The organism is Aliifodinibius sp. S!AR15-10 (genome assembly GCF_031569985.1).
Lineage (GTDB): Bacteria > Bacteroidota > Rhodothermia > Balneolales > Balneolaceae > JAMQKA01.
The window spans coordinates 36691-58581 of the sequence record NZ_JAMQKA010000021.1; the positions used below are offsets into that span (position 1 = coordinate 36691).

Consider the following 21891-nt stretch of genomic DNA (forward strand, 5'->3'; position numbering starts at 1 on the left):
ATCCTTCGGGGGGAAATTAGAACCGGGATTTACAGGATTAGAGGATCTGCAGGATGGTAATGTTTACTGAAAAGAAATCCCGTACATCCTTTAATCCTGCCCATCCCGGTTCCAAGTGTAAAATGTGAAACACTTGTACTGCGAGCTTCAACTCGCAGTACTTTAATTCCAAATTACGTTTAAAAAATAGGTTCATACTCATTCCCACTCTTTTAGCAGAACTCTGTATCGAAACATTCTTGTAACGATTCCGGTCCCAATTCATTCATTGACGGGATCTCTGCAAGCACATCAATATTACCATATTTCTCAATGGCTTTGCGGTTACTTTCATTTTTGGGCCCATTCATCACTACACCCAAAATTTCGATATCCCGCTCCCTCATGGCTTCCAGGGAAAGGAATGTATGGTTGAGGGTACCCAGCTCACTCCTGGACACCAGTAGTGCCGGCAAATCAAGATAGCTGATAAGATCAATAATCATATCCTTCCCATTCATCGGCACCATCAGTCCCCCTGCTCCTTCAACAATGAGGTTTTCAGTATCGAATTCGGGCAGCTTGAAATCATTCATTTTAATCTCAACGCCGTCGATGGCTGCCGAGGCATGGGGTGACAGCGGTTCTGTTAGCTGAAATCTTTCCTTAACAAATTGACTATCGGGTAGTTCCGTCACTCGTTTCACGAACTGAGTGTCGGTCTCCTCTTCAAGGCCGGATTGAATCGGCTTCCAGTAGGTGGCGCTCAGCGCTTGCGTTAACATGGCCGATACAACGGTTTTACCGATTCCCGTGTCCGTTCCAGTGACAAACAATGATGTTGGGAAATGTTGCATGGTTATGATTGGTTGGTCTGACAAAATTTGTATTAACGTTAGTTCGGTATAAAATTAGTGCTCGATACCTTCCCCTATCGCCACGATGGTGTCTGCGGAATGAGAGATCTTAACTCAATTCTCCCTCGCGATCGATATGGCACTCCAAAAGCAAGTATTAGGAATTAAAAGATCCCTAAAATGAAATTAAAAATTATCTAGAACTCACATTAAAATAAGAAATTCGTCTTTCATCCTATCTCACCGCTATCACAGCTTTAAATTACTTCGTTATTTTAAAAATTAGTGCTGTAAAACTCTTTTGTAAAAATCCACTAACCCGCATTTTCTAACAATCCTTCTTGGTAAGAAAAGCGAGCTTAACTTGCAACCAATTATTTTTTTTCAAATAATATCCTACAATACTGAATAGCTATACAGATTAACACAGGCTCCAATATTATGTTTAGTAGCTATTTCAAAACAGCCTATCGGCTCTTTAAGAGGAATAAAATATATGGTGTCATCAACCTTATCAGCCTGTGTATTGGTATGACGTGTGTCATTTTGATCTATACCTATGTAAAGTATGAACTTAGCTATGATGACTTTTTCAAAAATGCGAATCGAATCTACCGGTTAGAATATTATTCTGATTTACGTGGCGAGTTAAACACCCGATATGCAAATATTAATCAGAGTGTAAATCCCGGCTCGCTTAATTCTATATTCGGCATTGAAAAGAACGTTAGGTTTGCCCCCCTGCCCGATGTTTTTGCAGAAGCTAACGGCCAAAAAATTGCGGAGTCTGATTTCTGGGCAGCCAATCCTTCTTTTTTTACTCTCTTTGACTTTCCCCTCCTAGAGGGTAACAGGAACAGCGTGCTTGCACAACCAAACAGTATTGTCCTCACGCAAAAAACGGCCCAGAAGTATTTTGGAAATACGCGAGCTCTCGGCAGAACACTGAATATTACCTTCCAAGACAAAAGCACTACTCTGACGGTCACCGGCGTAACGGATCTTCCACCCAATACCCACTTGCACTTTGATGCTATAGCTTCAAAGTCTTTAACGGAAACTTTATATAACAGTAAATTATCAGAAATATATCTCGGGTATAATTATCTGCAGCTTACAAAGGGACAGCATCCGGACGCCATCGAAAAACAGCTACACGAAATAAATAAAGTTGATTACCGCCTGAAACCGCTTACAGATATTCACCTGCTCAGCAATGTAAGAGCTGAAATAAGCCCTAACAGTGATATCCGGTATATCTATTTCCTATCGGCTATCGCCATCATCCTTCTTGTCATCGCCAGCATCAACTTCACCAGTCTGTCTACGGCCCAGGCACTACGACGTTATAAAGAAGCAGGGATTAGAAAAGTAATGGGTGCTGACAAAAGACAACTCATCACTCAATTCCTATTTGAAGCTATTATGCTTTCTCTGATGGCTCTTGCTGTCAGTTACATAGTAATCTATTATGCCCTGCCTTCTTTAAATTTGCTGACTGGGAACTACCAGTTTACTTTTCCCGACTTTTTCAATTTAACATCCATCATTTTATTTATCCTGACAGCTGTGTTAATGGGTATATTAGCCGGATTGTATCCCGCTTTTCTACTTTCTGCTTTTCAGCCCATTAAAACTCTTAAACAAGTTTCTCCATCTGGGAAAAAAGGTACTGCTATCTGGAAATCTATTGTGGTGATTCAGTTTGCGGCTTCCATCGCCATGATTATCTGCACAGTGACGATCTACCGGCAGCTTCATTACGTCCAATCCAAAGATCTCGGTTTTAATAAAGAGCGGATCATTACAGTAACCAATACACAGGGAGATAGGTATGCTCCATTGAAATCCCGCCTGCAATCACTTGCAAGCGTTGAGGATGTCAGTGTCTCCTCCTATATCCCTGGGATCAGTAAAACAAGTGGAACAGCGTTGGTGCAGATTGCATATTCTTCGGATTCCCTCACATTTAATTGGATTTCGGTCGATTACGACTTCTTTGATACTTATGGTATCAAACTGAAAGAAGGCCGGACGTTCTCGGAGGAGTATGGTACGGACTCCACCCAGGCGTTTATGCTAAATGAAACTGCGGTCAAAGCCTTGGGTTGGGAGTCCCCGTTGGGCAAAGAATTAAATGCCTTTAACAGAAATGGGACTGTAATTGGTGTTACGCAGAATTTCAATTTTCTTTCCTTATATCAAAATTACAGTCCTATTATATATCTAATTGATGAAAGTCTATTTTTCAATTTTTCTATTAAGATTGCTCCATCAAATACCATTTCAAATGCCCTCTCTCAAATAAAGGAAACTTGGGCAACGATGTTACCTAACAGCCCTTTCGAATACCAATTTGTTGACGAGCAGTTTGATGCTTTATATAAAAACGATCAACAGATGGGAACTATGTTTGCCCTCTTTGCCACCTTGGCGCTTTTTATTGCCTGTTTGGGATTGTTCAGTTTGTCTTCGTTTATGGCCATAAATAAACGAAAAGAGGTGAGTATTCGAAAAGTACTGGGGGCTACCGTTACGGATATCCTCTTGTCCCTTTATAAAAACTACGGAAAACTTATCATCACCGCCTGCTTGATCGCCACTCCTGTTTCGTATCTTTTCTTAAGAAATTGGCTGCAACAATTTGCGTTCAAAATCACAATCTCTTTTTGGGTCTTCCTGATTGCTATCGCCGCTATCCTATGTATCGCTATTGTAACGGTTAGCTATGAATCTATCAAAGCAGCCACAGCAAATCCGGTTAACATGTTAAAAACAGAATAAACTGTTTCAGTTTGCCGATTGCCGTCGGTCGTGTAACCTTATTTCAGCAGCTTCACTTCTTAATCAGTAGTAGAATCACTTATAAATGCCAAAAATTCAAACTTAGACAAGCTCTTTAATCCCGAAATTCTCCACTCCATCCTGTAAAACCCGAATGATTCCGGTCAAATGACAACCAGAGAATTTCAGCCATTCTTCAGGAGTACACAGTAATAAAAAATCATCTTACTTATGTCTTTCAAATGGCAAATCAAGAGACTTTCTGGTATGGATACATTTTTGAAAAAACTACGAGTCAAAATTCCGTTTTACGGCTATAAAAACGACATGGTAGCTTACCTGGATATTGCCATCCGATTTCTCATCCCAGTGGTTGATGAGCAGTTGCAGTTCTTTAGGAGAAAGATGGCGTCCCTGCTGCTGTGTTCCTGCTCCCACCTTTTTTATATGCCGGAAGAAATCGGCTGCGCTGTCGAACTGCTGCGTTACGGTATCCTCGTAGTAATCAACCTGCACGGGTCCCCCCGATAGTTTGATCAGGATTTCCTCGGTATCCGGCAACTCATTACCGGTGTATGGCAGTCCGAGCTCCCGACATGCTTCCTTCCATTCGGGAAAGCTTTCATTGCCCGGGAAAGAACCGAGCAATAGACCACCGGGTTTTGTCGCCTCTAAAAATTTGCCCACCGTAATAGCCGGATGTTTGAACCATTGTGCCACAAAACCGTTGACGGTCATAGCGTAGGTTTCAGGATCGGCATCAAACTCTTCGGCATCCAGTGTTCGGAAAGTAGTATTTTTATAGCCCCCGTACTTTCCACGGCAGGTTTCCAGCATTTCGGGAGAGATATCAGTAATCTCCAGCTCCCGGTCGGGCAACAGTTCTATTAGACCCTGGGTCACAAATCCAGTTCCGCACCCTACCTCAAGGATCGGGCCTTCGGGCAGGATATCAATCCACGGGCGAAGCGAGGCAATTAGTCGATCAGCAATACCACGCTGCACCTCGGCATGTTCATCGTAATATGAAGCGGCCTGGCTGAAGTTTTCTTTTACAGAATGTTTTGTGGAGTAATTCGTATCTGTAGTCATTCAATAAGTTAGGTCTTTGTCGTTGCTCAATCTGAATTATCAGAAGGGGAAATTTATCAAAAGATCTCGGTCAATTCAGGTTTTATGAAAGCCCAACACTGCTCCATGTGAGTGAATGGCAGAGCGTGGCCGGCATCTTTCACCTCAAAATAAGAAGCCTGTCCCTGAAAAATATCATAGAGCTCTCTACCCTTTGCTTTTGGAACAATGCTATCAGACGAACCGTGCAGAATACAAATTTTTTGTGCGTTTTTAATCGGTTCAATATTCAAAGTTGACCGGTTAAGAGCCTGAAGATCATCCAACAATTTCTGGGGCTTGCACTCTTTCCCATTGATTGACGGCGGGGCATCAGGTTTATAGGCATTTTCCATAAATTCCTCCAGCACCTGCTCCGGATGCTCCTGCAGAGTTCGGCTCATTTTATTCAGTATGAGCTTGGAACGTCGCCTGAACTGGGCTGCGGCAGGGTGAAACTCTCGAAATCCTCCAAAAATCACCAGCAAGTCTGCCGACCTCAGTTGCTCATCAGGACACATATGGAGGCCAAATGAGTGGGCAAAAAGAACCTTTGGTTCACTAGTCTCATCGGCTTCAACTGCATGTTGATTTCCCCAGTAACCGCGATCCCAAATTTCCATTAAATACTGGTCACTTACCAAATCTCTCCAGGGTTCCCAACACGTTCGGTCGAAGCCCCAGCCGTGCCATGCAAGTAGTTTTGTGTCAGTTTTCATTCCACCTCCGCAGCGTTTGAATAAGGCGATCTATATGTTCCTGCGTATGATTACTTGAAAGAGTAATACGTATGCGTGAACTGGCTTCAGGTACTGTCGGGGGTCGAATGGCCGTTGCCAGGATGCCTTGCTTTTTCATAAAATCTGATAACGCTAATGTTTCTTCTTCATCCCCGATAATGATCGGAATAATTTGGGTGGTGGATAACCCGGTATCATAGCCGTGTTGTTTAATATGTTCTTTCAGTCTCTTTATAGCCCGGTGATACCTGCTTCGTTCCGAGTTCATTTGGGGGATTAAGTCCACCGCTGCATCCAACGCTCCTATAACCGGTGGGGGAAGTGCAGTCGTATAAATAAACCCTGGACAAAAATTGATAAGATATTCCTTTATGTCATGTGAACATGTGATAAAAGCACCGAACGCTCCAAAAGCCTTTCCAAATGTGCCAAGAGTGATATCAATCCTCGGCATATTAAAGGCCAGTCCAAGCCCGTTGTGCCCCCACACTCCCACCGCATGAGCATCATCGACAAAAAGCATGGCACTGTAACGATCGGCCAGTTCAGTGATTTCCTCCAGGTCGCTCCGGTCCCCATCCATGCTGAAGACCGTTTCGGTTACAATAAGGATGTGGTTATAAGACTCTTGTGAGGCTTTTTCAAGCAGGCTTTCCAAGTGGGTGGTGTCATTGTGATCAAATCGCTGAAAGGTGGCCCGGCTTAACAGGCTTCCCTGCAGTAAACTGTTGTGGGACTTTTTATCCGCAAGTATAAGTGAGTTGCGATCGGTAAGGGCCTGCAGGATCGTACTGTTGGCCTGGAATCCACTGTTAAAGATGAGGGTTGCTTCAGACTTAAATGTTTCTGCCAGTTTCTGCTCAAGCTTCGAATGAATATCAAAGGTACCGCTAACAAGGCGCGAGGCGGTAGAACCCACCCCATAATTTTGCGCATATTCCTGAGATCGTTCCTTGAGTTTCGGATGACGGGAAAGTCCCAGGTAGTCATTAGAGCAAAAATTAATTAACCTGGTTCCCTCTCGTTGGATCTCAACTCCGTCTTCGAGTGGTTTAAGAGGGCTTAGCGTGCGGAGTTGGTTGTCCTGCCTGCGCTTGTTTAGCGCTTTATTGATAAAATCCCAGTGTTGAACTTCTTTTGACACCTAGTTGGCGGCCAAATTTGGTTGGTTCCAGGTTGAGTCGCTTGCAAAGGTTCTCAGCATTGCCCGGAACTGCCGGACAAATCTTCGCTTTTGATATTTCGGGGCAAACTGAATGAACCCGAGCATGAATAAACGTTGTGTTTCATCATCATAAATGGTGAATGTGACAAAAGGACCTCCCATGGCTCCTTCCGTCATACGCCACCAGCCGAGCGTTTCGTACGTTATATCACCGTTCAACTGAAAAGAGTTGGTCTCAAGGGCAACGTAATCTTCGCGATAATCAGTCGTCACATACGAGCTGTCTCGCGATCCGCGCACCCACTTTTCCCAGAGTGAATCGCGCTTGGCGTGGATCCAGTCTTCATCCAGGAAATTGATATTGGGTACATCTGATTTCCACCATGCCCAAAAACGCCGGTCATTGTTGGGCAACTGTCGCTGCATGGTATAAAAGTAATTGGTTTCCCCATTCTCTACATACGAGGTATCCAGGTGGGTATAGTAGTCGTGCTGAACCCGTATCTTCCAACCATGATTGGTCATCATAGAATCTTCAATCGCATACTTTTCTCCACGCCTGTACACTTCCTCCTGCCAGCGGGCAAGCTCTTTATCCATTAAACTACCCACGATATTGGCTTCCCCATTCCGGATTTTGGAGGCCAGTGCTGAATCACTGCCGGAAGTCAGTACCATTGACCATTGGTTACGATACCATTTATCCTGCAGAGGGAAAGCATAGGCATTTCCAACTTCGACCTCCTGCTCTACCTCATCGCTGAGCAATGCCCTGACGAAGCGGCCTACATTCGTTTCCGAATTAATCGGAGACGCGATAATTATATTCTTTTGGTATTTCAGATTTTCCAGCTGCTCATTCGTATTGAAATCCTGGAACTTGAGATCAAAACGAGGCTCATATCCCGCGAGATAGTCAATTCCCCCACCATAAGTAGAACGGATGGCATTGGCGGTCTCGCTGTCGAACTGTGTGGAATCCATCATCACCACGACCTGCCCAAACTGCCCCTGCGCCTCTTTCCTGTAATCTCCATCACAAGAGGCCAGCACGATGACCGGCAAAAGTAAAAGAGCGATCTGTTTAACGTATTTCATGGAAAATCCTCTTAACAATTGAATGATTATTGCTTACCATACTTCAACCTATGAACAAAAGCAAATACCTTTTCCTTCCATCCATTTTCAGGATAATGCTTGCGGATATTGTCGATCAGCGCACTTCCCACAATGAAGCCTTCGGCCTTTGCCGCGATTCGTTCAGCATCCTCATGTGAACGAATGCCAAATCCAATCATCTTGGGATTCCGGGTAACATTTTCATTTACACGATCGATGAAGCGAGCAACTGATTTGGCCACTTCCTCCCCATCCCGGGCACCCGTTACACCGGTGACCGACACGCAGTAGACAAAGCCTTCCGATTTTTTGTCGATAAGCTGCATACGTTCGTCGGATGTGTTTGGCGCAACCAGGTATACCAGCGACAGCCCGTTTTCCTTAGCTTCATTTTCAATCAGTGAAGATTCCTCCGGCGGAATATCCGGAATGATAAGTCCGTCAGCTCCAGCTTCTTTTGCTTTTTTGCAAAAGGCATCCACTCCGTATCGCAGGACCGGGTTCATGTACCCCATCAGTATGATCGGGATGCTGGACTTCTCCCGAACCTTTTTTATCATCTCAAAAATCTTCTCCATGGTGATCCCATTCTTGATCGCTACCTCGCTGGAATACTGAATGGTAGGCCCATCGGCCAGCGGATCGCTGTATGGCATGCCGAGTTCGATCAGTTCGGCCCCGTTTTCCTCAAATCCCAGGATCAGGTCCACAGTAGATTCCAAGTCAGGATAGCCGGCGGTCAAAAACAGGCTCATAATCTTGGAGGAATCGTGTTCCTCAAACAGCTGCTTAATTCTATCTTTCTTGTCAGTGTCAATCATTAGTTATTAGTTTTAAATAATTCCAGATCTTAATAATAGAACGCGGATTATACAGGTTTTTCTGATGAGCACAGACCGTTAATATTTATAATAATCTGGGTCATCTGCGTTCCCATTTTCTAGATGTGTTTTGATATTGTGGTCATATCTTTGTCGCCGCGGCCTGAGCAGTTCAATACCAGAATCTCATCTTCTGATGTCTGCGGCATTAGTTCCTTGAGATACGCCACCGCATGGGCTGTCTCCAGTGCGGGAATAATACCTTCCGTAACAGAAAGCAGCTTCACACCTTCCATCGCTTCATCATCCGTTATCGCTTTGTAGGTTGCCCGTTTGGAATCGAACAGGTAGGCGTGCTCTGGTCCAATGCCGGGGTAATCGAGTCCGGCGCTGATGGAGTGTGCCAGCTGGACTTGCCCCTCGCTGTTGTGGAGTAGCAGGCTTCGGGAACCGTGCAGAATGCCTTCGGTTCCAATCGTCAATGTAGCGGCTGTTTTATCAGTGTCCGTTCCCAAGCCAGCAGCCTCAACGCCGTACATCTTTATCGATTCTTCCTCTACAAAAGGTGCAAACAATCCAATCGCATTTGATCCCCCGCCGACGCAGGCAACCAGGTAGTCCGGCAGTTTGCCTTCCGCTTCCATAATCTGCTCTTTGGTCTCTTCGCCAATGACACGCTGGAAGCTGCGTACCATCTTGGGATAGGGATGCGGGCCCACGGCTGAACCGATCACATAGAAGGTATCATCAACATTGGTCACCCAGTCCCGGATCGCCTCGTTGGTGGCATCTTTCAGGGTCTGAGAACCGCTGGTAACCTCCCGAACCTCAGTTCCAAGAAGTCTCATACGGTCGACGTTAAGACTTTGGCGCTCAATGTCTTCAGCCCCCATATATACGATACATTCTACCCCGAATTTAGCACAGGCAGTAGCGGTTGCCACGCCGTGTTGTCCGGCTCCCGTCTCAGCAATTATACGGTCCTTGCCCATTCGTCTTGCCAGCAATACCTGCCCAAGCGCATTGTTTATTTTATGGGCCCCGGTGTGGCAAAGGTCTTCTCGTTTGAGGTATATCTTTGCTTTCCCGAAATGATCTGTCAGGCGGTTGGCAAAGGTGAGTTCTGTAGGGCGGCCTACATACTCTTTGAGCAGTGACCGAAACTCTTGCTGAAACTCTGGATCATCCCAGGCTTCATCAAATGCAGCTTCCAGCTCTTCCACAGCTGGAATCAATATTTCAGGTACAAACTTCCCCCCGAATTTTCCAAAATATCCTTCTTTAGTTGGTAGGTCGTATTTCATATCGGTGCTTTTTTCTGGCTATCAATTATTAAATCGTTTCATCATAGTTTTACAAGCAATTAGCCGTCAGCTTTCAGTGAAGCTGAGAGCTGACGGCTTACAACTCTTAAAGTTCTCCGATCTCCTGCTGGTCCCATATGGCTCGCATCTCATCCATGAAAGCCTCGATCTTGTCGTAGTCCTTCTCCCCCGGTTCACTTTCCAGGCTACTCGAAAGATCAACCGCATGAGGATTTGCTATTTTACAAGCCTTACGGACATTGTTGACATTGAGTCCCCCGGACAGAAAGAACGGGACGCCATCGGCCACATCTGCAATCAGGTGCCAGTCGAAGGTTTGCCCTGTTCCTCCCCACAGTCCTTCCACTTTCGTATCAAACAACAGGTAATCGACTTCCGAAAGATATGGTTCCACTTTCTCCCGTATATCTGTCTCCGAATCAGAATCACTGATGTGGATCGCCTTAATTACCTGCTTCTCAATGAGTCCGCAGTATTCCGGGGATTCATTACCATGCAGCTGCACCAGGTCGATACCGGTTTGAGTGGCAATCATGTTTACGTCATCCAGCGGCTGATTTACAAAGACACCTACGCATTCGGGACCTTCAATCCAGTTGATGATCGCCCCTGCTTCCCCGGGCTCAATATAACGGGGACTTCCTTCATAGAATATAAACCCCATGTAATGCGCCAGCGCGCCGGAGGTGAACCGGGCATCCTGCAGGTTTGTGAGACCACATATTTTTACTTTCGTTCGCTGTGAACTGTCTGCAAACATCTGTTGTGATTGATTAAAAAATTTACTTCTCAGCAATCCTGCAATACGATGCAGGACCTCTCGAGAGAAAAACGTTGATTATTAATTTATGGCTTTATCAAAAATCATTGCCCCTCGAGATCCTGAAACAAGTTCAGGATGACACATTCTATTCAAAGGCCTTTTCCTTCTCTTTCAATTCTTCAAATCCTTCCAGCAAGTTTTTTACCGCCTGACCCGGATCTTGTTGGCGCATAAAATATTCACCAATTAACGCCGCATTGATTTGTTCATCATATAGCAGCTTGATATCCTCCGGGCTACCTAGGCCACTTTCTGAGACCAGTACTGTGCCTTTGTTGGCTTTGTGCAACAACTCAATACCGCGATGCACGTCGACCTCAAACGTGTGCAGGTCGCGATTGTTGGCTCCCAGAATATAGACTTCTTCAAAATCAACAACTTCCAAGTCTTTTTCGGAATATACTTCAACCAGCGCCTGCAGCTCAAACTCCTCAGCGGCTGCAAACAGTTCTGAAAGCTGATTCCCTTCGGTTATTGTTGCAATCAACAGGACGGCATCAGCGCCATAAGCACGAGCTTCTTTTACCTGGTAGGGATCAATAATAAAATCCTTGCGCAGCACCGGTATATCGACCTCTTTTGAGGCTGTCTCCAAATACTCCAAATGCCCTTTAAACGCCGGCTCATCAGTAAGAACGGAAAGTGCAGCAGCCCCACCTTCACGATACTGCCCGGCAATACGCTGTGGATCGAAGCCCTTCCGAATTAGGCCCTTTGATGGTGAGGCTTTCTTTATTTCCGCAATAATGGAGACGGTATCTTCCTGTTCCAGGGCCTCTGCAAAATCACGTCGATCCCGCTCGTAGCACTCCATGCTTTCAAAGTCTTTGAACAAGACCTTCTTTTGGCGTTTTTTCAGATCAACCGCCGTTTGTTCTACAATCTGTTCCAGTATCGTTGCCATAAATAATTCCTATGCTACATCGTTTGTTGCTTCTACAAAACGCTGAAATGCCTTCTTAGCCTCACCAGACTCCAGGCTCTCTTTTGCTCGTTCTTTTGCCTCATCCAGGTGGTCGACTTTGCCACTGGCATGAATTCCGAAAGCAGCGTTCAGCAGGATGATATTCTTTTGAGCAGGTTCCGCTTTGTCATCTAATATATTTCGCATAATCGAGGCATTAACCTCCGCATCGCCTCCCATCAGCTGTTCCATCTCCACCCATTCAAAGTCGAGAGAGCGGGGATCAAAAGTAACGGATTGCGAAACGAACTGTTCCTTCAACTCATAAATCTCGGATTGTGCTGTCAGGCTGACCTCATCCAATCCGTCATGGGCATTGATCGTGTAGGCAAATTCTGTTTCTAAATTTGCAAGAATGTGGGCAATCTGCCGGGCGGTTTCCTTGTTAAAAGCCCCGATTATCTGTCGTCGTACGCCAGCAGGATTCAACAGCGGTCCCAGAATATTGAAGAAGGTTCGAATCCCGAGTCCCCTTCGGGCCGGCATGACGTGCTTCATAGCCGGGTGAAAATTGGGAGCAAACATAAAAACAAGGCCTGCTTCATTAAACACTTGCTCCACCTGCTCCTTCTTCAGGTCGATAACCGCTCCCATTTTCTCTAATACATCGGCACTACCACTTTTACTGGATACGCTGCGATTCCCATGCTTCAGCACAGGAACGCCTGCCCCGGCCACTACAAACATAGCGGTCGTAGAAATATTAAAAGTACCCGACTGATCACCACCGGTACCACAAAGGTCAACCGCGCCATTCACATTAACTTCAGGCTTTACAGCTGCATCGCGCATCACACGGACGAAAGAAGTAAGCTCATCGATGGTCTCCCCTTTTGTTCTCATCCCATACAGGAATGCAGCGGTCTGGGGGACATTGACTTCCCCATCGACAATAGCCTGCAGAGCTGCGGAGGCCTCGTCCTGGGTTAAATCTTCCCTGTTAGAAAGCTTCTCAAGTATATCAGCAAATTTTTCCATATTGTTTCACTACAATTAAAACTACAGAGGACACAAAGTGCACAGAGATTAATTGGCTATTCTTTTGATGCCTTGTTTTAGTTGGTTGACGTTGAAATTAATTAAAAGTCCTAAATTAAAATCACCAAGCTTTAGATATGACAATACTTGAGCTAAATGTACATCATGTATTTTCTCAACTGTCTTGAGTTCTACAACCAGTTTATTTTCAATCAGCAAATCAATACGATACCCGCAATCAAGCTCAACTCCTTCGAATATAACTGGCATTGCCTTTTCTTTCTCAGTATAAATACCTTCCTCCTCTAACAGATAATACAAGCATTCATGGTAAGCTGACTCCAATAATCCGGGTCCCAATTCTTTATGAACCCTAATGGCACAACCGATAACATCATATGATAATTGATTCAATTCCATAAGATTTTATCAAAATTCTCTGTGTCCTCCGTGCACTCTGTGGTTAACCTTTAACTTTGTTAACAACTTTGGCAGTATTTCGAAGCCAGTTCATAACCAACTTCGGACCTTCATTTGTCAGGATACTTTCCGGGTGAAATTGGATGCCTTCAATGGGATGTTTCCGGTGACGAACGCCCATAATCACCTTGTCCTCACTTCGTGCCGTAACCTCCAGCTCCTCGGGAATTTGGTCTGGATCGAGCACTAAAGAATGATAGCGGGTGGCGGTAAATCCGTCTTCAACGCCCTCGAATATCGACTTCCCATCGTGGTAGATCTGGGAGGTCTTTCCGTGCATCAGCTTGGGCGCATGAATGACTTTTCCACCAAAGACTTCTCCGATCGCCTGGTGGCCCAGGCAAACACCCAGCACCGGTATACGATCGCCCAGTGCTTTAATGACCGGTTCTGTGATGCCCGCCTCATCTGGTCGGCCCGGACCCGGAGAAATGAGAATGCCATCCGGATTTAGCTCCTCAACCTCTTCCACCGTCAGCTGATCATTGCGAACCACACGGTAATCATCCGTTTGCTGGCCCACAATGTGCACGAGGTTGTAGGTAAACGAATCGTAATTATCTATAATCAGGATCATATATCGTAATGTTTACTTATTGCTTCAATCATTTTCTTCTTCCCAGCCTTATTTTCCTCATATTTATGCGTATGAAATAAACCTGTTATTTTTCTTATGGGATCCATTACCTCTTCTGCTCTTTCACGAGCCTTTTCGCCTCCCTCTCGTAACACATCAACTACATAATCCATGTTTTGGGCCAACTCCCTGCGCTTCTCGCGGACATCCCCAAAATAATCGTTAATCATGCCAAGCAGCTCTTTTTTGGCGTGACCGTATCCATAGCCGCCTGCTTTGTATTTGCCGGCAATCTCATCCTGCTTTTCCTGGTCCGCAAAAAGTTTAATCAGTGCAAACACATTGCAGCTTTCCGGATCCTTGGGATCATCCAGCGGTGTGGAATCGGTCTCAATCGACATTACTTTTTTCTTTAGCGTCTTGCCTTCGTCAAAAATACCGATCGTATTACCATACGATTTGCTCATCTTTTGGCCGTCAATGCCCGGCACCACGGCCACCGATTCGACGATATGCTCTTCCGGCAGCTTCAAATAATCACCGCCGTAGTTGTGATTAAATTTGCCCGCCAGGTCACGACAAATTTCAATATTCTGCTTTTGATCCTGTCCCACGGGCACGATGTCTGAGTTATAGATCAAAATATCTGCAGCCTGCAGAATCGGGTAGGTAAACAGCCCGATATTGGGGCTCAATCCCTGTGCGACTTTATCTTTGTAGGCCACACCCTTCTCCATCAGGCTCACCGGGCAGAATGTGCCTAGAATCCAGGCTAGTTCCGTAACCTGGGGCACATCGCTCTGGGCAAAAAACGTGCATTTTTCGGGATCTAATCCCAATGCCAGGTAATCCAAGGCAATATCATAGGTATTCTGCCGGATTTCATCGCCGTCAGTGATTGAGGTCAGCGAGTGGTAATTAGCGATAAAGTAAAAGGCATCGCCCTGTTCCTGCATCTGGATATGCTGCCGAATTGCACCAAAATAGTTACCGAGATGCAGTTTCCCGGACGGGGTAATTCCAGATAAAATCGTTTTTGTTTCGTTTTGACTCATTTCCATTTATAAGTTTTAAAAATTTCGTATTGCGTATTCATTAAAAGCAAATACCAATACGGAATACGCATTACGCAATATCCGTATTATTTATTCAAATTTATTCTCACTTAAGTAATATCGAGTGCTACACTGAGCGCCTTCACCAGCGCCCCGGCCTTGTCCTTCGTTTCAAAGTATTCTTTCTCCGGATCGCTGTCGGCTACGATACCAGCTCCCGCCTGAATATACACTTTGTTTTGGGAGACTACCATCGTTCGAATGGTAATGCAGGTATCCATATTCCCGGAGAAATCGAAATAGCCGACCGCCCCGGCATAGGGACCCCGTTTCGTGGGTTCCAGCTCGTCGATAATTTCCATCGCCCGGATTTTGGGTGCACCACTCACTGTACCTGCCGGAAAGCACTGCATCAGTGCATCCACCGCAGTCTTACCGTCGGAAAGCTCACCTCTCACATCCGAAACAATATGCATAACATGAGAATACCGCTCTATCACCTGGTTTCGTACCGGTTTCACTGTGCCCGACTTACAGACACGCGAAAGATCATTTCGCCCCAGGTCGACCAGCATCACGTGCTCGGCAATCTCTTTGGGATCATTTTTGAGATCCTCTTCCAGCGCTTGGTCCTCCTCCGGCGTTTCGCCTCGTGGTCGCGTACCCGCAATGGGGAGTAATTCTGCTGTGCCATCCTGTACGCGTACCAGTACCTCGGGTGAAGAGCCAACCAGTGAGAATTCATTGAAATCCAGGTAAAAAAGATATGGCGATGGGTTAACCATCCGAAGAGCACGGTAGAGCATAAAACGGTCGCCTGCAAAGTCAGTATCAAAGCGCTGGGACAAGACCACCTGGAAAATATCGCCCTCATAAATATACTCCTTGGCCGTCTCCACCATCTGCTCGAACTTGGGTTTCTCCATATTGCTCTGGAGCTTTTCCGGGTGGATATCGAACGGCTCCGTCTTGCTCACCGGTTCCATTACCATCGCTTCCAGTTCATCCAGCCTCTCCTTCGCGGACTGGTAACGCTCTTTGATATCAAGCTCTTCCTCATCGTCCTCAATAAACGCCGTTTTTATAATGATGACCTGCTGCTTCACGTGATCAAATGCAAAGATTTCATCGTAAAACGCCCAGATCGCTTCGGGCAGCTCCACATCCTCTTCAGGACAGTCAGGCAGGTGCTCCACATCGCGCACCGTGTCGTACGATGAGAATCCGACAGCTCCACCTGTCAGGCGGGGCAGGTCAGGAAGTTTCGGCTCGCTGTAGGCACTCGTCAACTCTTTCAGCGATTCAAAATAGGAAGATTCAAGCTCTTCAGGCTCCTGCTTCCCTTTTTGAAGCGTCACCTGGTCCCCGTCGTAGTGTAAAATTTGATATGGATTGCGTCCCAAAAAAGAATAACGTGCCAGTTGTTCTCCCCCCTCCACAGACTCCAGCAAAAAAGGAAAGTCTGTATCTTTCCGAATTTTCAGGAACAGGGAAACCGGTGTTAAAACATCGGCCATAAGTCTGCGATAGACCGGGACGGCGTTGTATTCTTGCGCTAATGATTTAAACTGCTCGTATTTCATCAAATAATTTTTATTACCACTCGACTTTTGAGTGGAAGTTCATAACTGTTAACAACAAAAAAACCCACTTCCGATTAGGAACAGTGGGTTCTGCAACTTAGAAATTCAAGGTTAGCTCATACTCTACCCACTGCCTGTATGTTATTCCAAACAGGCCACCACCAATTGAGGTTGATATGAGCGTAAACTTTTGTCATTTCGCCTCGAAGATAATGGGGGTAAGTGCTAAAATCAACTGCTTTGTTATCTTGGTTAAGAAACAATATTATAGACCAACTTGAGCACTTAATATCATTCAATGGACAACCCCCTTTTGAAACCGACACGTTTACTTGCAGCGCTATTTTTTTTGATGTCCACCTTCTTGAATGCAAATGCACAGGTTGTAGGACCGGTGCCCTCCCCTTTCGAATCGATTGAACAGAACAGTGTTTCCAACATGGAGGCGTTTGGGGATACGCTTTGGATCGGGCCGGGATTGAACAGAAATATTGGGAATGGTCCAAACTGGTTTCTGCCGGAAGGAGCAGACAGTGTGGTTGCGGGTCGCGGCCGGGTTTACTCCCTTGCGCTGGCCTCTGACACCGTATTTTCGGGTTTGGGATTCAATTTCCAACAGGCAGAGAGTAGCGTGCAAACGGGCGTGGGATATCAAGTCTCCACTGATGGCGGCGACAGCTGGTCGTTTCTCCCCCTCCCCCTGGATACCGAAACCGACAGCACTTTTATTTATGGAGGAAACAGTTACCGGCAATTACCGATCATCGTTGCGCAGCAGTCGCCCCCTTTCAAAACAGATTTTCAGGGACAAACAGTGTTTTCGGCAAACTGGGCCTCGGGCCTCATGCGTAGCCGCGACTTCGGGCAGCGGTGGGAACGAATGATACTGCCACCGCAGTCAGCCGATAGCCTTGTACCGGAAGAAAGCTACACCTTTATATCACCCGACGGTAGTGAAAGGTACGACCCGCGGGGCGATCAAAACCTGCTGGGGTTTTCCGTGATGATTGACAGTGATGGCGATGTTTGGGCCGGTACGGCTGGTGGTGTTAATATCTCTTCCAATGCCCTGACGGCTCCCCGAGATAGTGTCCACTGGAGTCATATCCAGGCGGAAGGAAGCGATTTGTTGGGCAATTGGATCATTTCAATCGAGGAGCAACCCTCTAGCGGAGATATCTGGATGACGAATTGGGCCTCAGGAGTAAGTGCCGGAGAGGGTTACGGCATTGTGCGGACAAGTGACAATGGAGAGACTTTTGATCAATTTTTACAGGGGCTGCAAATCAATGACATCGGCTTTATGGGAAACCATGTTTTTGCCGCCGGGGAGGGAGGCCTTTTCATAAGTCCCAATAACGGGCAAAATTGGCAGCGAATCGAACAGATAAAGAGCCCAAATTCCTTTATCAAACCTTCTGCAAGCTATTACAGCGTGGCAACCACCAACGATCGCGTATGGATCGGTACTTCTGACGGAATTGTTTCCACCGCCGATTTTGGTGAAACATGGCAGATTTCACGCGTCAATTTCCCACTTGCAGGGGGTAATCAATACCGCACCGATGCCCCAGACACAGAAGCTTTTGCCTATCCCAATCCTTTTTCTCCCTCCCGGCAAGAAATTGTTCGCCTCAAATTTGAAGTCCAAAGCCAGGGCAATGTGAAAATCCGGCTGTTTGATTTTGGGATGAATCTCATTCGGGAGCTGGAAAACCGGTCGTTTGCGCCCGGTACGTATGAAGCGACCTGGGATGGTCGTAGCAGGAATGGCAACATTGTGGCCAACGGGCCGGTATTCTACCAGGTTGAAACAGCAGATAACGTGATCCGCGGTAAAATTTTAGTGCTGGATTGATGCAGAATATTAGTAAAAAAATAAATTTCATTGCGGCTGGAAATACACGTTCAGTCATCCCCCTTATTCCCCCTTCTAAGGGGAACTTTACAAAGCTTGGGAATACAGCTCCCTCCCAAATTATACTTCTGATCTTACCTCTATTTCTCCTCCCTTCCCTCCTGTTTGCGCAGGCTGGTGGTTATGCCGGGTCGTTTTCCAGGATGGGATTTGGCCCACGCGGCATGGCGATGGGTAACGCAATAAGCAGTGTTCCAGGGGAAGGAATATACAGCTATTACAATCCGGCCCTGGTGGCGTCGAAAATCAACGGCCAGCAGGTGGACCTTTCGACTTCACTCATGAGTTTTGATCGCAGCCTTCACCAAGTCGGTGGCTCATTTCCCCTGCCACCCCAAGCAGGATTTGCTTTATCCATCACAAATGCGAGCGTCTCAGATATCGACGGCCGTACCGTCAGCGGGTATCCAACTGGAACGCTATCGACCAATGAGTATCAATTTGCTTCGGCTTTCGGGCTGCGGATATCCACCAGATTGCATGTGGGAGTAGGTATCAAACTGTACCTGGCCGACTACCACACCGCGCTTCAAAGTGTCTCCAGCTTTGGATTTGATCTCGGTGCGTTGTATCAAGCCTCTCCCAAGCTCCGTTTTGGCCTGGTTGTCCAGGACCTATTGGCAGAATATCCCTGGGATTCCGGTGATCTGTATGGTGATAGTTCCAGCGGCTCATCAGTTGATGAATTTCCCCTCCAATTCAAGCTTGGTTCTTCTTATGAAGTATCAGATGAGCTTCTTATTGTGCTGGATCCCGGTCTGGTGCTGCCACCCGGTAACATCGATCCCATATACCAGTTGCGAACCGGCAGTCGATATCATCTCCATGAACGAATTACAATACGCGCCGGATGGCAGATTAGCAATCTTCAATCGATCGAGACCAGCAATAATTTTAGTGCAGGATTTTCGGTACATCTGCCTTTTGATCTCTTCTCACCTTCCGTAGATTACGCTTTCGTCCCGGAACCCAACTACATTTCCAGCATGCATGTTTTTGGATTGCAATTGAATCTATGAGAAAACGCATTATCACTTTCATTACGCTCCTGTTATTTAGCTCGTGGCCAATTTCAGGCCTTGCCCAGTCAAGTGGACTCGATTTCCTGAATATCGGTCCGAACACGCGGTCGCTCTCCCTTGGGGAAGCCGTCACCGCCCTGCCGATGGGAGGTTCTGCAATCTATACCAACCCCGCCAACCTCGCGTTTGACAGAACCTCAACACTAACCGCCGACTACTCACTTTGGGTAGCCGACCTGTACAACAGTCATATTGCGGTAAACCTGAAGCAAAATAATAACCAGTCGCTTGCTTTCGGTCTTTTGAATAGCACTTCAGGTAGTTTTGAAGTACGCACGGCACCGGGGCCTTCTGATGGTTCTTTTTCGGTTAACTATCTCTCCTTGTCAGGTGCTTATGCCTGGTCATTAAAGAACATATCCGTTGGAGCGGCCGCCCACTATATCAGGGAGGAATATTTTATCAACAACGCCTCGGGGTACAGTCTTAATTTTGGTATTTCAAGTCATTGGCTAGAGGAGCGTTTACGTGTGGGGACATCCCTGTTAAGTGTGGGTAAAATGAACAAACTGAGAGACGAGGCCACGGAGTTACCAACAAATTTGAGAGCAGGTGTTATAGCTGAACTTTTCCAGTTCATACCACCAAAAAATGAAGAACTTCCCATACTGGTCACATTCTATGGGGATTATATAAATTTATGGGAAGAAGTAAATTCAAATGGATCAAACTCTTTCTTCAACTTTGGACTATCTTTTAATGTAGCCACATTGGTTGAAGTACGAGGGGGATATAAAATCGGGGACACCGATCGAAATTTTTCAGTTGGTGTGGGCATAAATACCGAGTCGCTAAGCTTTAATTACAGCATGATCCCCTTCGAAACCGGGTTTGGAACGGCACATTCCATCGGGATAGAGTATTATTTTTAGGGCCGTCAGGACTACGTGCGACGCACTTTGAAAGTGCGTCGCACGTGATTTAGTAGAGCTAAATTTCCTCGCCAAAGGCTTCCTGCCAGAAGGTGATTCCGCCCACGATAAGTCCCTTTATCACGAAGGCAGAAAAGACAATAATAAGCCCGATCTCCTGGAAAAGAACGATCACAATCCCGTAGAAAAGGAACAGGAAGATACGGCCTTTGTATTTCCTGATGGATTCACGATCAAAACTGGGCATTTTGTCGAACGGAATCGTGCTTACCATCAAAAAGGAGAGAAGTACAATTACAGGTATCAGAACCGTGTTGATACCGTTTTTTAAATCAGCAAACATCTCCAGCCGATCATAAAAGGTGAGGTAAAATGCTGCCAGCATGATAGCCTGTGCGGGCGTTGGTAATCCCTTGAAAAAATCAGTGCGCGCCTCTTGGGCCTCTACGTTGAATCGGGCCAGTCGCACGGCTCCGCAAAGGGGCGGCAAGGCACTCAAAATTATGCCTACAAACGGGAGTTCATTAAGACCAAAATTGTAGAGCAGAAATCCCGGGGCCACACCAAATGAAACAACGTCGCTAATGGAATCAAGCTCGATCCCGAACTGGCTGGCTGCATTAGAGAGCCGGGCCATAAAGCCATCGAGGGCATCAAATAATCCGGCAAAAACGATCAGCCAGGCCCCAAAATAGAGGCTTCCCTCCGATACACTGATAATCGAAAGGAAACCGCAGAAAAGGTTCATCAAGGTAAAAAAACTGGGAACAGCAATACGTGGAATCGGCTTCCGTTTTCGATTTTGCCTATTTTCGCGTCGCCGTTTACGATAACGCTTCCACTTTTGGATAGGATATTTCATGTATCAAGATCCCATGTTCGCGACACCAGTTTGAAAGGGATAGCGCTTTCGAATGAGAGCATGCGGTATCCTGCGGCTGATATCGATTTTACTTAAGTGTTAGAAATTTCTGCGCGGTCCTTCTTTCCTGACACAGGTGAGGAGTGGCTGTCAACGAATCGACCAAGCACGGTTTCACCGGCAACGGTCTTGTCACCCTGCTGAACAAGCACTTCAACCTCAGGAGGTACAAGTATATCCATTCTGGAGCCGAACTTCATCATTCCAAAACGTTTTCCTGCCTGCAGCTGCTCCCCTTCATTCACATTGTATACAATACGGCGGGCCAAGAAGCCGGTTATCTGCCGATAAAAAACTTTCCATCCCGAAGTATGACGTACGCCAAAATCAGCGCGTTCATTGAGCTCAGATGCCTGGTGATCCCACGCCATATGGTATTCGCCTGGATGGTATTCCAGGTATTCCAGCGTGCCGGAGATCGGGTTCCTGTTTACGTGTACATCAACCACCGAAAGGAAGATGCTGATCTGTGTGGCTTTTCCTTTAATGTAGGTATGTTCCTCAACCTCATCCACCAGCACCACTTTACCGTCGGCGGGAGCCAGCACCAGATTATCATCACTGGGAATATCTCGATCGGGATCACGGAAAAAATTAAGGATAAGTCCCACCAAAGCAACCATTAGGCCATACACCAGGTAGACCGTCCAGTGATCGAAATATGAGGCAGCCAGACTCACCAATCCCGCAAACACAATAACGATGGAAATTGTGGGATACCCGTCTCTGGCCAGCAT

Annotated in this window: 20 protein-coding genes; 4 read left to right on the forward strand and 16 right to left on the reverse strand. The window is 46.3% G+C overall.

All coding sequences use genetic code 11. The annotated features are described in order from the left end of the window. Positions 1-212 precede the first annotated feature (212 nt). Positions 213-836 (reverse strand): dethiobiotin synthase, encoded by a 624-nt coding sequence (gene bioD / locus NC796_RS14435; RefSeq protein WP_310685376.1) that lies wholly within the window; start codon positions 834-836, stop codon positions 213-215. A gap of 441 nt (positions 837-1277) precedes the next feature. Between bioD and NC796_RS14440 the strand changes: the two genes are divergently transcribed. Beyond that, a complete protein-coding gene (locus NC796_RS14440; RefSeq protein ID WP_310685377.1) occupies positions 1278-3620 on the forward strand; it encodes an ABC transporter permease in 2343 nt (780 codons plus the stop codon). A gap of 288 nt (positions 3621-3908) precedes the next feature. Here NC796_RS14440 and NC796_RS14445 read toward each other — a convergent pair whose 3' ends face one another. From NC796_RS14445 to trpE, 13 genes are all read right to left on the reverse strand, one after another. Further along, on the reverse strand, positions 3909-4712 hold the full coding sequence (locus tag NC796_RS14445) for a methyltransferase domain-containing protein (protein ID WP_310685378.1): 804 nt from the start codon (positions 4710-4712) through the stop codon (positions 3909-3911). A gap of 56 nt (positions 4713-4768) precedes the next feature. Beyond that, positions 4769-5449, reverse strand: a complete 681-nt coding sequence (locus tag NC796_RS14450) for an alpha/beta hydrolase (RefSeq protein ID WP_310685379.1) — start codon at positions 5447-5449, stop codon at positions 4769-4771. Beyond that, the gene (gene bioF, locus NC796_RS14455; protein WP_310685380.1) at positions 5439-6614 is read right to left on the reverse strand and encodes an 8-amino-7-oxononanoate synthase; all 1176 of its coding nucleotides are present in this window, start codon (positions 6612-6614) and stop codon (positions 5439-5441) included. Before bioF ends, NC796_RS14450 begins: the two co-directional genes overlap by 11 nt. Continuing rightward, complete coding sequence (locus NC796_RS14460; RefSeq protein WP_310685381.1) at positions 6615-7733, reverse strand: DUF4837 family protein; 1119 nt, start codon at positions 7731-7733, stop codon at positions 6615-6617. It lies immediately after the preceding gene. Positions 7734-7759: 26 nt separating this feature from the next. Further along, positions 7760-8575 carry a tryptophan synthase subunit alpha gene (trpA, locus tag NC796_RS14465; RefSeq protein ID WP_310685382.1) on the reverse strand — a complete coding sequence of 272 codons (816 nt, stop codon included), beginning with the start codon at positions 8573-8575 and terminating at the stop codon, positions 7760-7762. A 119-nt stretch (positions 8576-8694) separates the two neighbouring features. Continuing rightward, positions 8695-9879, reverse strand: coding sequence for a tryptophan synthase subunit beta (gene trpB / locus NC796_RS14470; protein WP_310685383.1), 1185 nt, complete (start codon positions 9877-9879; stop codon positions 8695-8697). 106 nt (positions 9880-9985) lie between these two features. Then, positions 9986-10660, reverse strand: a complete 675-nt coding sequence (locus NC796_RS14475) for a phosphoribosylanthranilate isomerase (RefSeq protein WP_310685384.1) — start codon at positions 10658-10660, stop codon at positions 9986-9988. Positions 10661-10808: 148 nt separating this feature from the next. Beyond that, positions 10809-11627, reverse strand: a complete 819-nt coding sequence (gene trpC, locus NC796_RS14480) for an indole-3-glycerol phosphate synthase TrpC (RefSeq protein WP_310685385.1) — start codon at positions 11625-11627, stop codon at positions 10809-10811. A gap of 9 nt (positions 11628-11636) precedes the next feature. Next, positions 11637-12665 carry an anthranilate phosphoribosyltransferase gene (gene trpD, locus NC796_RS14485; RefSeq protein WP_310685386.1) on the reverse strand — a complete coding sequence of 343 codons (1029 nt, stop codon included), beginning with the start codon at positions 12663-12665 and terminating at the stop codon, positions 11637-11639. 48 nt (positions 12666-12713) lie between these two features. Next, the gene (locus NC796_RS14490) at positions 12714-13085 is read right to left on the reverse strand and encodes a GxxExxY protein (RefSeq protein ID WP_310685387.1); all 372 of its coding nucleotides are present in this window, start codon (positions 13083-13085) and stop codon (positions 12714-12716) included. A 43-nt stretch (positions 13086-13128) separates the two neighbouring features. Then, positions 13129-13722 carry an aminodeoxychorismate/anthranilate synthase component II gene (locus NC796_RS14495; protein WP_310685388.1) on the reverse strand — a complete coding sequence of 198 codons (594 nt, stop codon included), beginning with the start codon at positions 13720-13722 and terminating at the stop codon, positions 13129-13131. Further along, the gene (trpS, locus tag NC796_RS14500; protein ID WP_310685389.1) at positions 13719-14777 is read right to left on the reverse strand and encodes a tryptophan--tRNA ligase; all 1059 of its coding nucleotides are present in this window, start codon (positions 14775-14777) and stop codon (positions 13719-13721) included. The genes NC796_RS14495 and trpS overlap by 4 nt, the downstream gene beginning before the upstream one ends. Positions 14778-14887: 110 nt before the next feature. Further along, positions 14888-16360 (reverse strand): anthranilate synthase component I, encoded by a 1473-nt coding sequence (gene trpE / locus NC796_RS14505; RefSeq protein WP_310685390.1) that lies wholly within the window; start codon positions 16358-16360, stop codon positions 14888-14890. A gap of 352 nt (positions 16361-16712) precedes the next feature. Between trpE and NC796_RS14510 the strand changes: the two genes are divergently transcribed. The 3 genes from NC796_RS14510 to NC796_RS14520 all read left to right on the forward strand — a co-directional run bounded on the left by NC796_RS14510 (position 16713) and on the right by NC796_RS14520 (position 20232). Then, complete coding sequence (locus tag NC796_RS14510; RefSeq protein ID WP_310685392.1) at positions 16713-18218, forward strand: hypothetical protein; 1506 nt, start codon at positions 16713-16715, stop codon at positions 18216-18218. A gap of 203 nt (positions 18219-18421) precedes the next feature. Then, positions 18422-19297 (forward strand): hypothetical protein, encoded by an 876-nt coding sequence (locus tag NC796_RS14515; RefSeq protein ID WP_310685393.1) that lies wholly within the window; start codon positions 18422-18424, stop codon positions 19295-19297. Further along, positions 19294-20232, forward strand: a complete 939-nt coding sequence (locus tag NC796_RS14520) for a PorV/PorQ family protein (protein ID WP_310685394.1) — start codon at positions 19294-19296, stop codon at positions 20230-20232. The genes NC796_RS14515 and NC796_RS14520 overlap by 4 nt, the downstream gene beginning before the upstream one ends. Before the next feature lie 58 nt (positions 20233-20290). Here NC796_RS14520 and pssA read toward each other — a convergent pair whose 3' ends face one another. Continuing rightward, on the reverse strand, positions 20291-21094 hold the full coding sequence (gene pssA, locus NC796_RS14525; protein ID WP_310685395.1) for a CDP-diacylglycerol--serine O-phosphatidyltransferase: 804 nt from the start codon (positions 21092-21094) through the stop codon (positions 20291-20293). Between the two features lie 92 nt (positions 21095-21186). Beyond that, positions 21187-21891 (reverse strand): phosphatidylserine decarboxylase family protein, encoded by a 705-nt coding sequence (locus NC796_RS14530; protein ID WP_310685396.1) that lies wholly within the window; start codon positions 21889-21891, stop codon positions 21187-21189.

Bases quoted from the DNA above. Each gene is read 5' to 3' on its own strand.
- trpD (WP_310685386.1), bottom strand. From the start codon at position 12,665: ATGGAAAAATTTGCTGATATACTTGAGAAGCTTTCTAACAGGGAAGAT.
- NC796_RS14530 (WP_310685396.1), bottom strand. From the start codon at position 21,891: ATGCTGGCCAGAGACGGGTATCCCACAATTTCCATCGTTATTGTGTTT.
- NC796_RS14445 (WP_310685378.1), bottom strand. From the start codon at position 4,712: ATGACTACAGATACGAATTACTCCACAAAACATTCTGTAAAAGAAAAC.
- NC796_RS14475 (WP_310685384.1), bottom strand. From the start codon at position 10,660: ATGTTTGCAGACAGTTCACAGCGAACGAAAGTAAAAATATGTGGTCTC.
- pssA (WP_310685395.1), bottom strand. From the start codon at position 21,094: ATGAAATATCCTATCCAAAAGTGGAAGCGTTATCGTAAACGGCGACGC.
- bioD (WP_310685376.1), bottom strand. From the start codon at position 836: ATGCAACATTTCCCAACATCATTGTTTGTCACTGGAACGGACACGGGA.
- NC796_RS14490 (WP_310685387.1), bottom strand. From the start codon at position 13,085: ATGGAATTGAATCAATTATCATATGATGTTATCGGTTGTGCCATTAGG.
- trpC (WP_310685385.1), bottom strand. From the start codon at position 11,627: ATGGCAACGATACTGGAACAGATTGTAGAACAAACGGCGGTTGATCTG.
- NC796_RS14450 (WP_310685379.1), bottom strand. From the start codon at position 5,449: ATGAAAACTGACACAAAACTACTTGCATGGCACGGCTGGGGCTTCGAC.
- NC796_RS14515 (WP_310685393.1), top strand. From the start codon at position 18,422: ATGGGATTTGGCCCACGCGGCATGGCGATGGGTAACGCAATAAGCAGT.
- NC796_RS14510 (WP_310685392.1), top strand. From the start codon at position 16,713: ATGTCCACCTTCTTGAATGCAAATGCACAGGTTGTAGGACCGGTGCCC.
- NC796_RS14495 (WP_310685388.1), bottom strand. From the start codon at position 13,722: ATGATCCTGATTATAGATAATTACGATTCGTTTACCTACAACCTCGTG.
- NC796_RS14460 (WP_310685381.1), bottom strand. From the start codon at position 7,733: ATGAAATACGTTAAACAGATCGCTCTTTTACTTTTGCCGGTCATCGTG.
- trpA (WP_310685382.1), bottom strand. From the start codon at position 8,575: ATGATTGACACTGACAAGAAAGATAGAATTAAGCAGCTGTTTGAGGAA.
- NC796_RS14440 (WP_310685377.1), top strand. From the start codon at position 1,278: ATGTTTAGTAGCTATTTCAAAACAGCCTATCGGCTCTTTAAGAGGAAT.
- trpE (WP_310685390.1), bottom strand. From the start codon at position 16,360: ATGAAATACGAGCAGTTTAAATCATTAGCGCAAGAATACAACGCCGTC.
- trpB (WP_310685383.1), bottom strand. From the start codon at position 9,879: ATGAAATACGACCTACCAACTAAAGAAGGATATTTTGGAAAATTCGGG.
- trpS (WP_310685389.1), bottom strand. From the start codon at position 14,777: ATGAGTCAAAACGAAACAAAAACGATTTTATCTGGAATTACCCCGTCC.
- NC796_RS14520 (WP_310685394.1), top strand. From the start codon at position 19,294: ATGAGAAAACGCATTATCACTTTCATTACGCTCCTGTTATTTAGCTCG.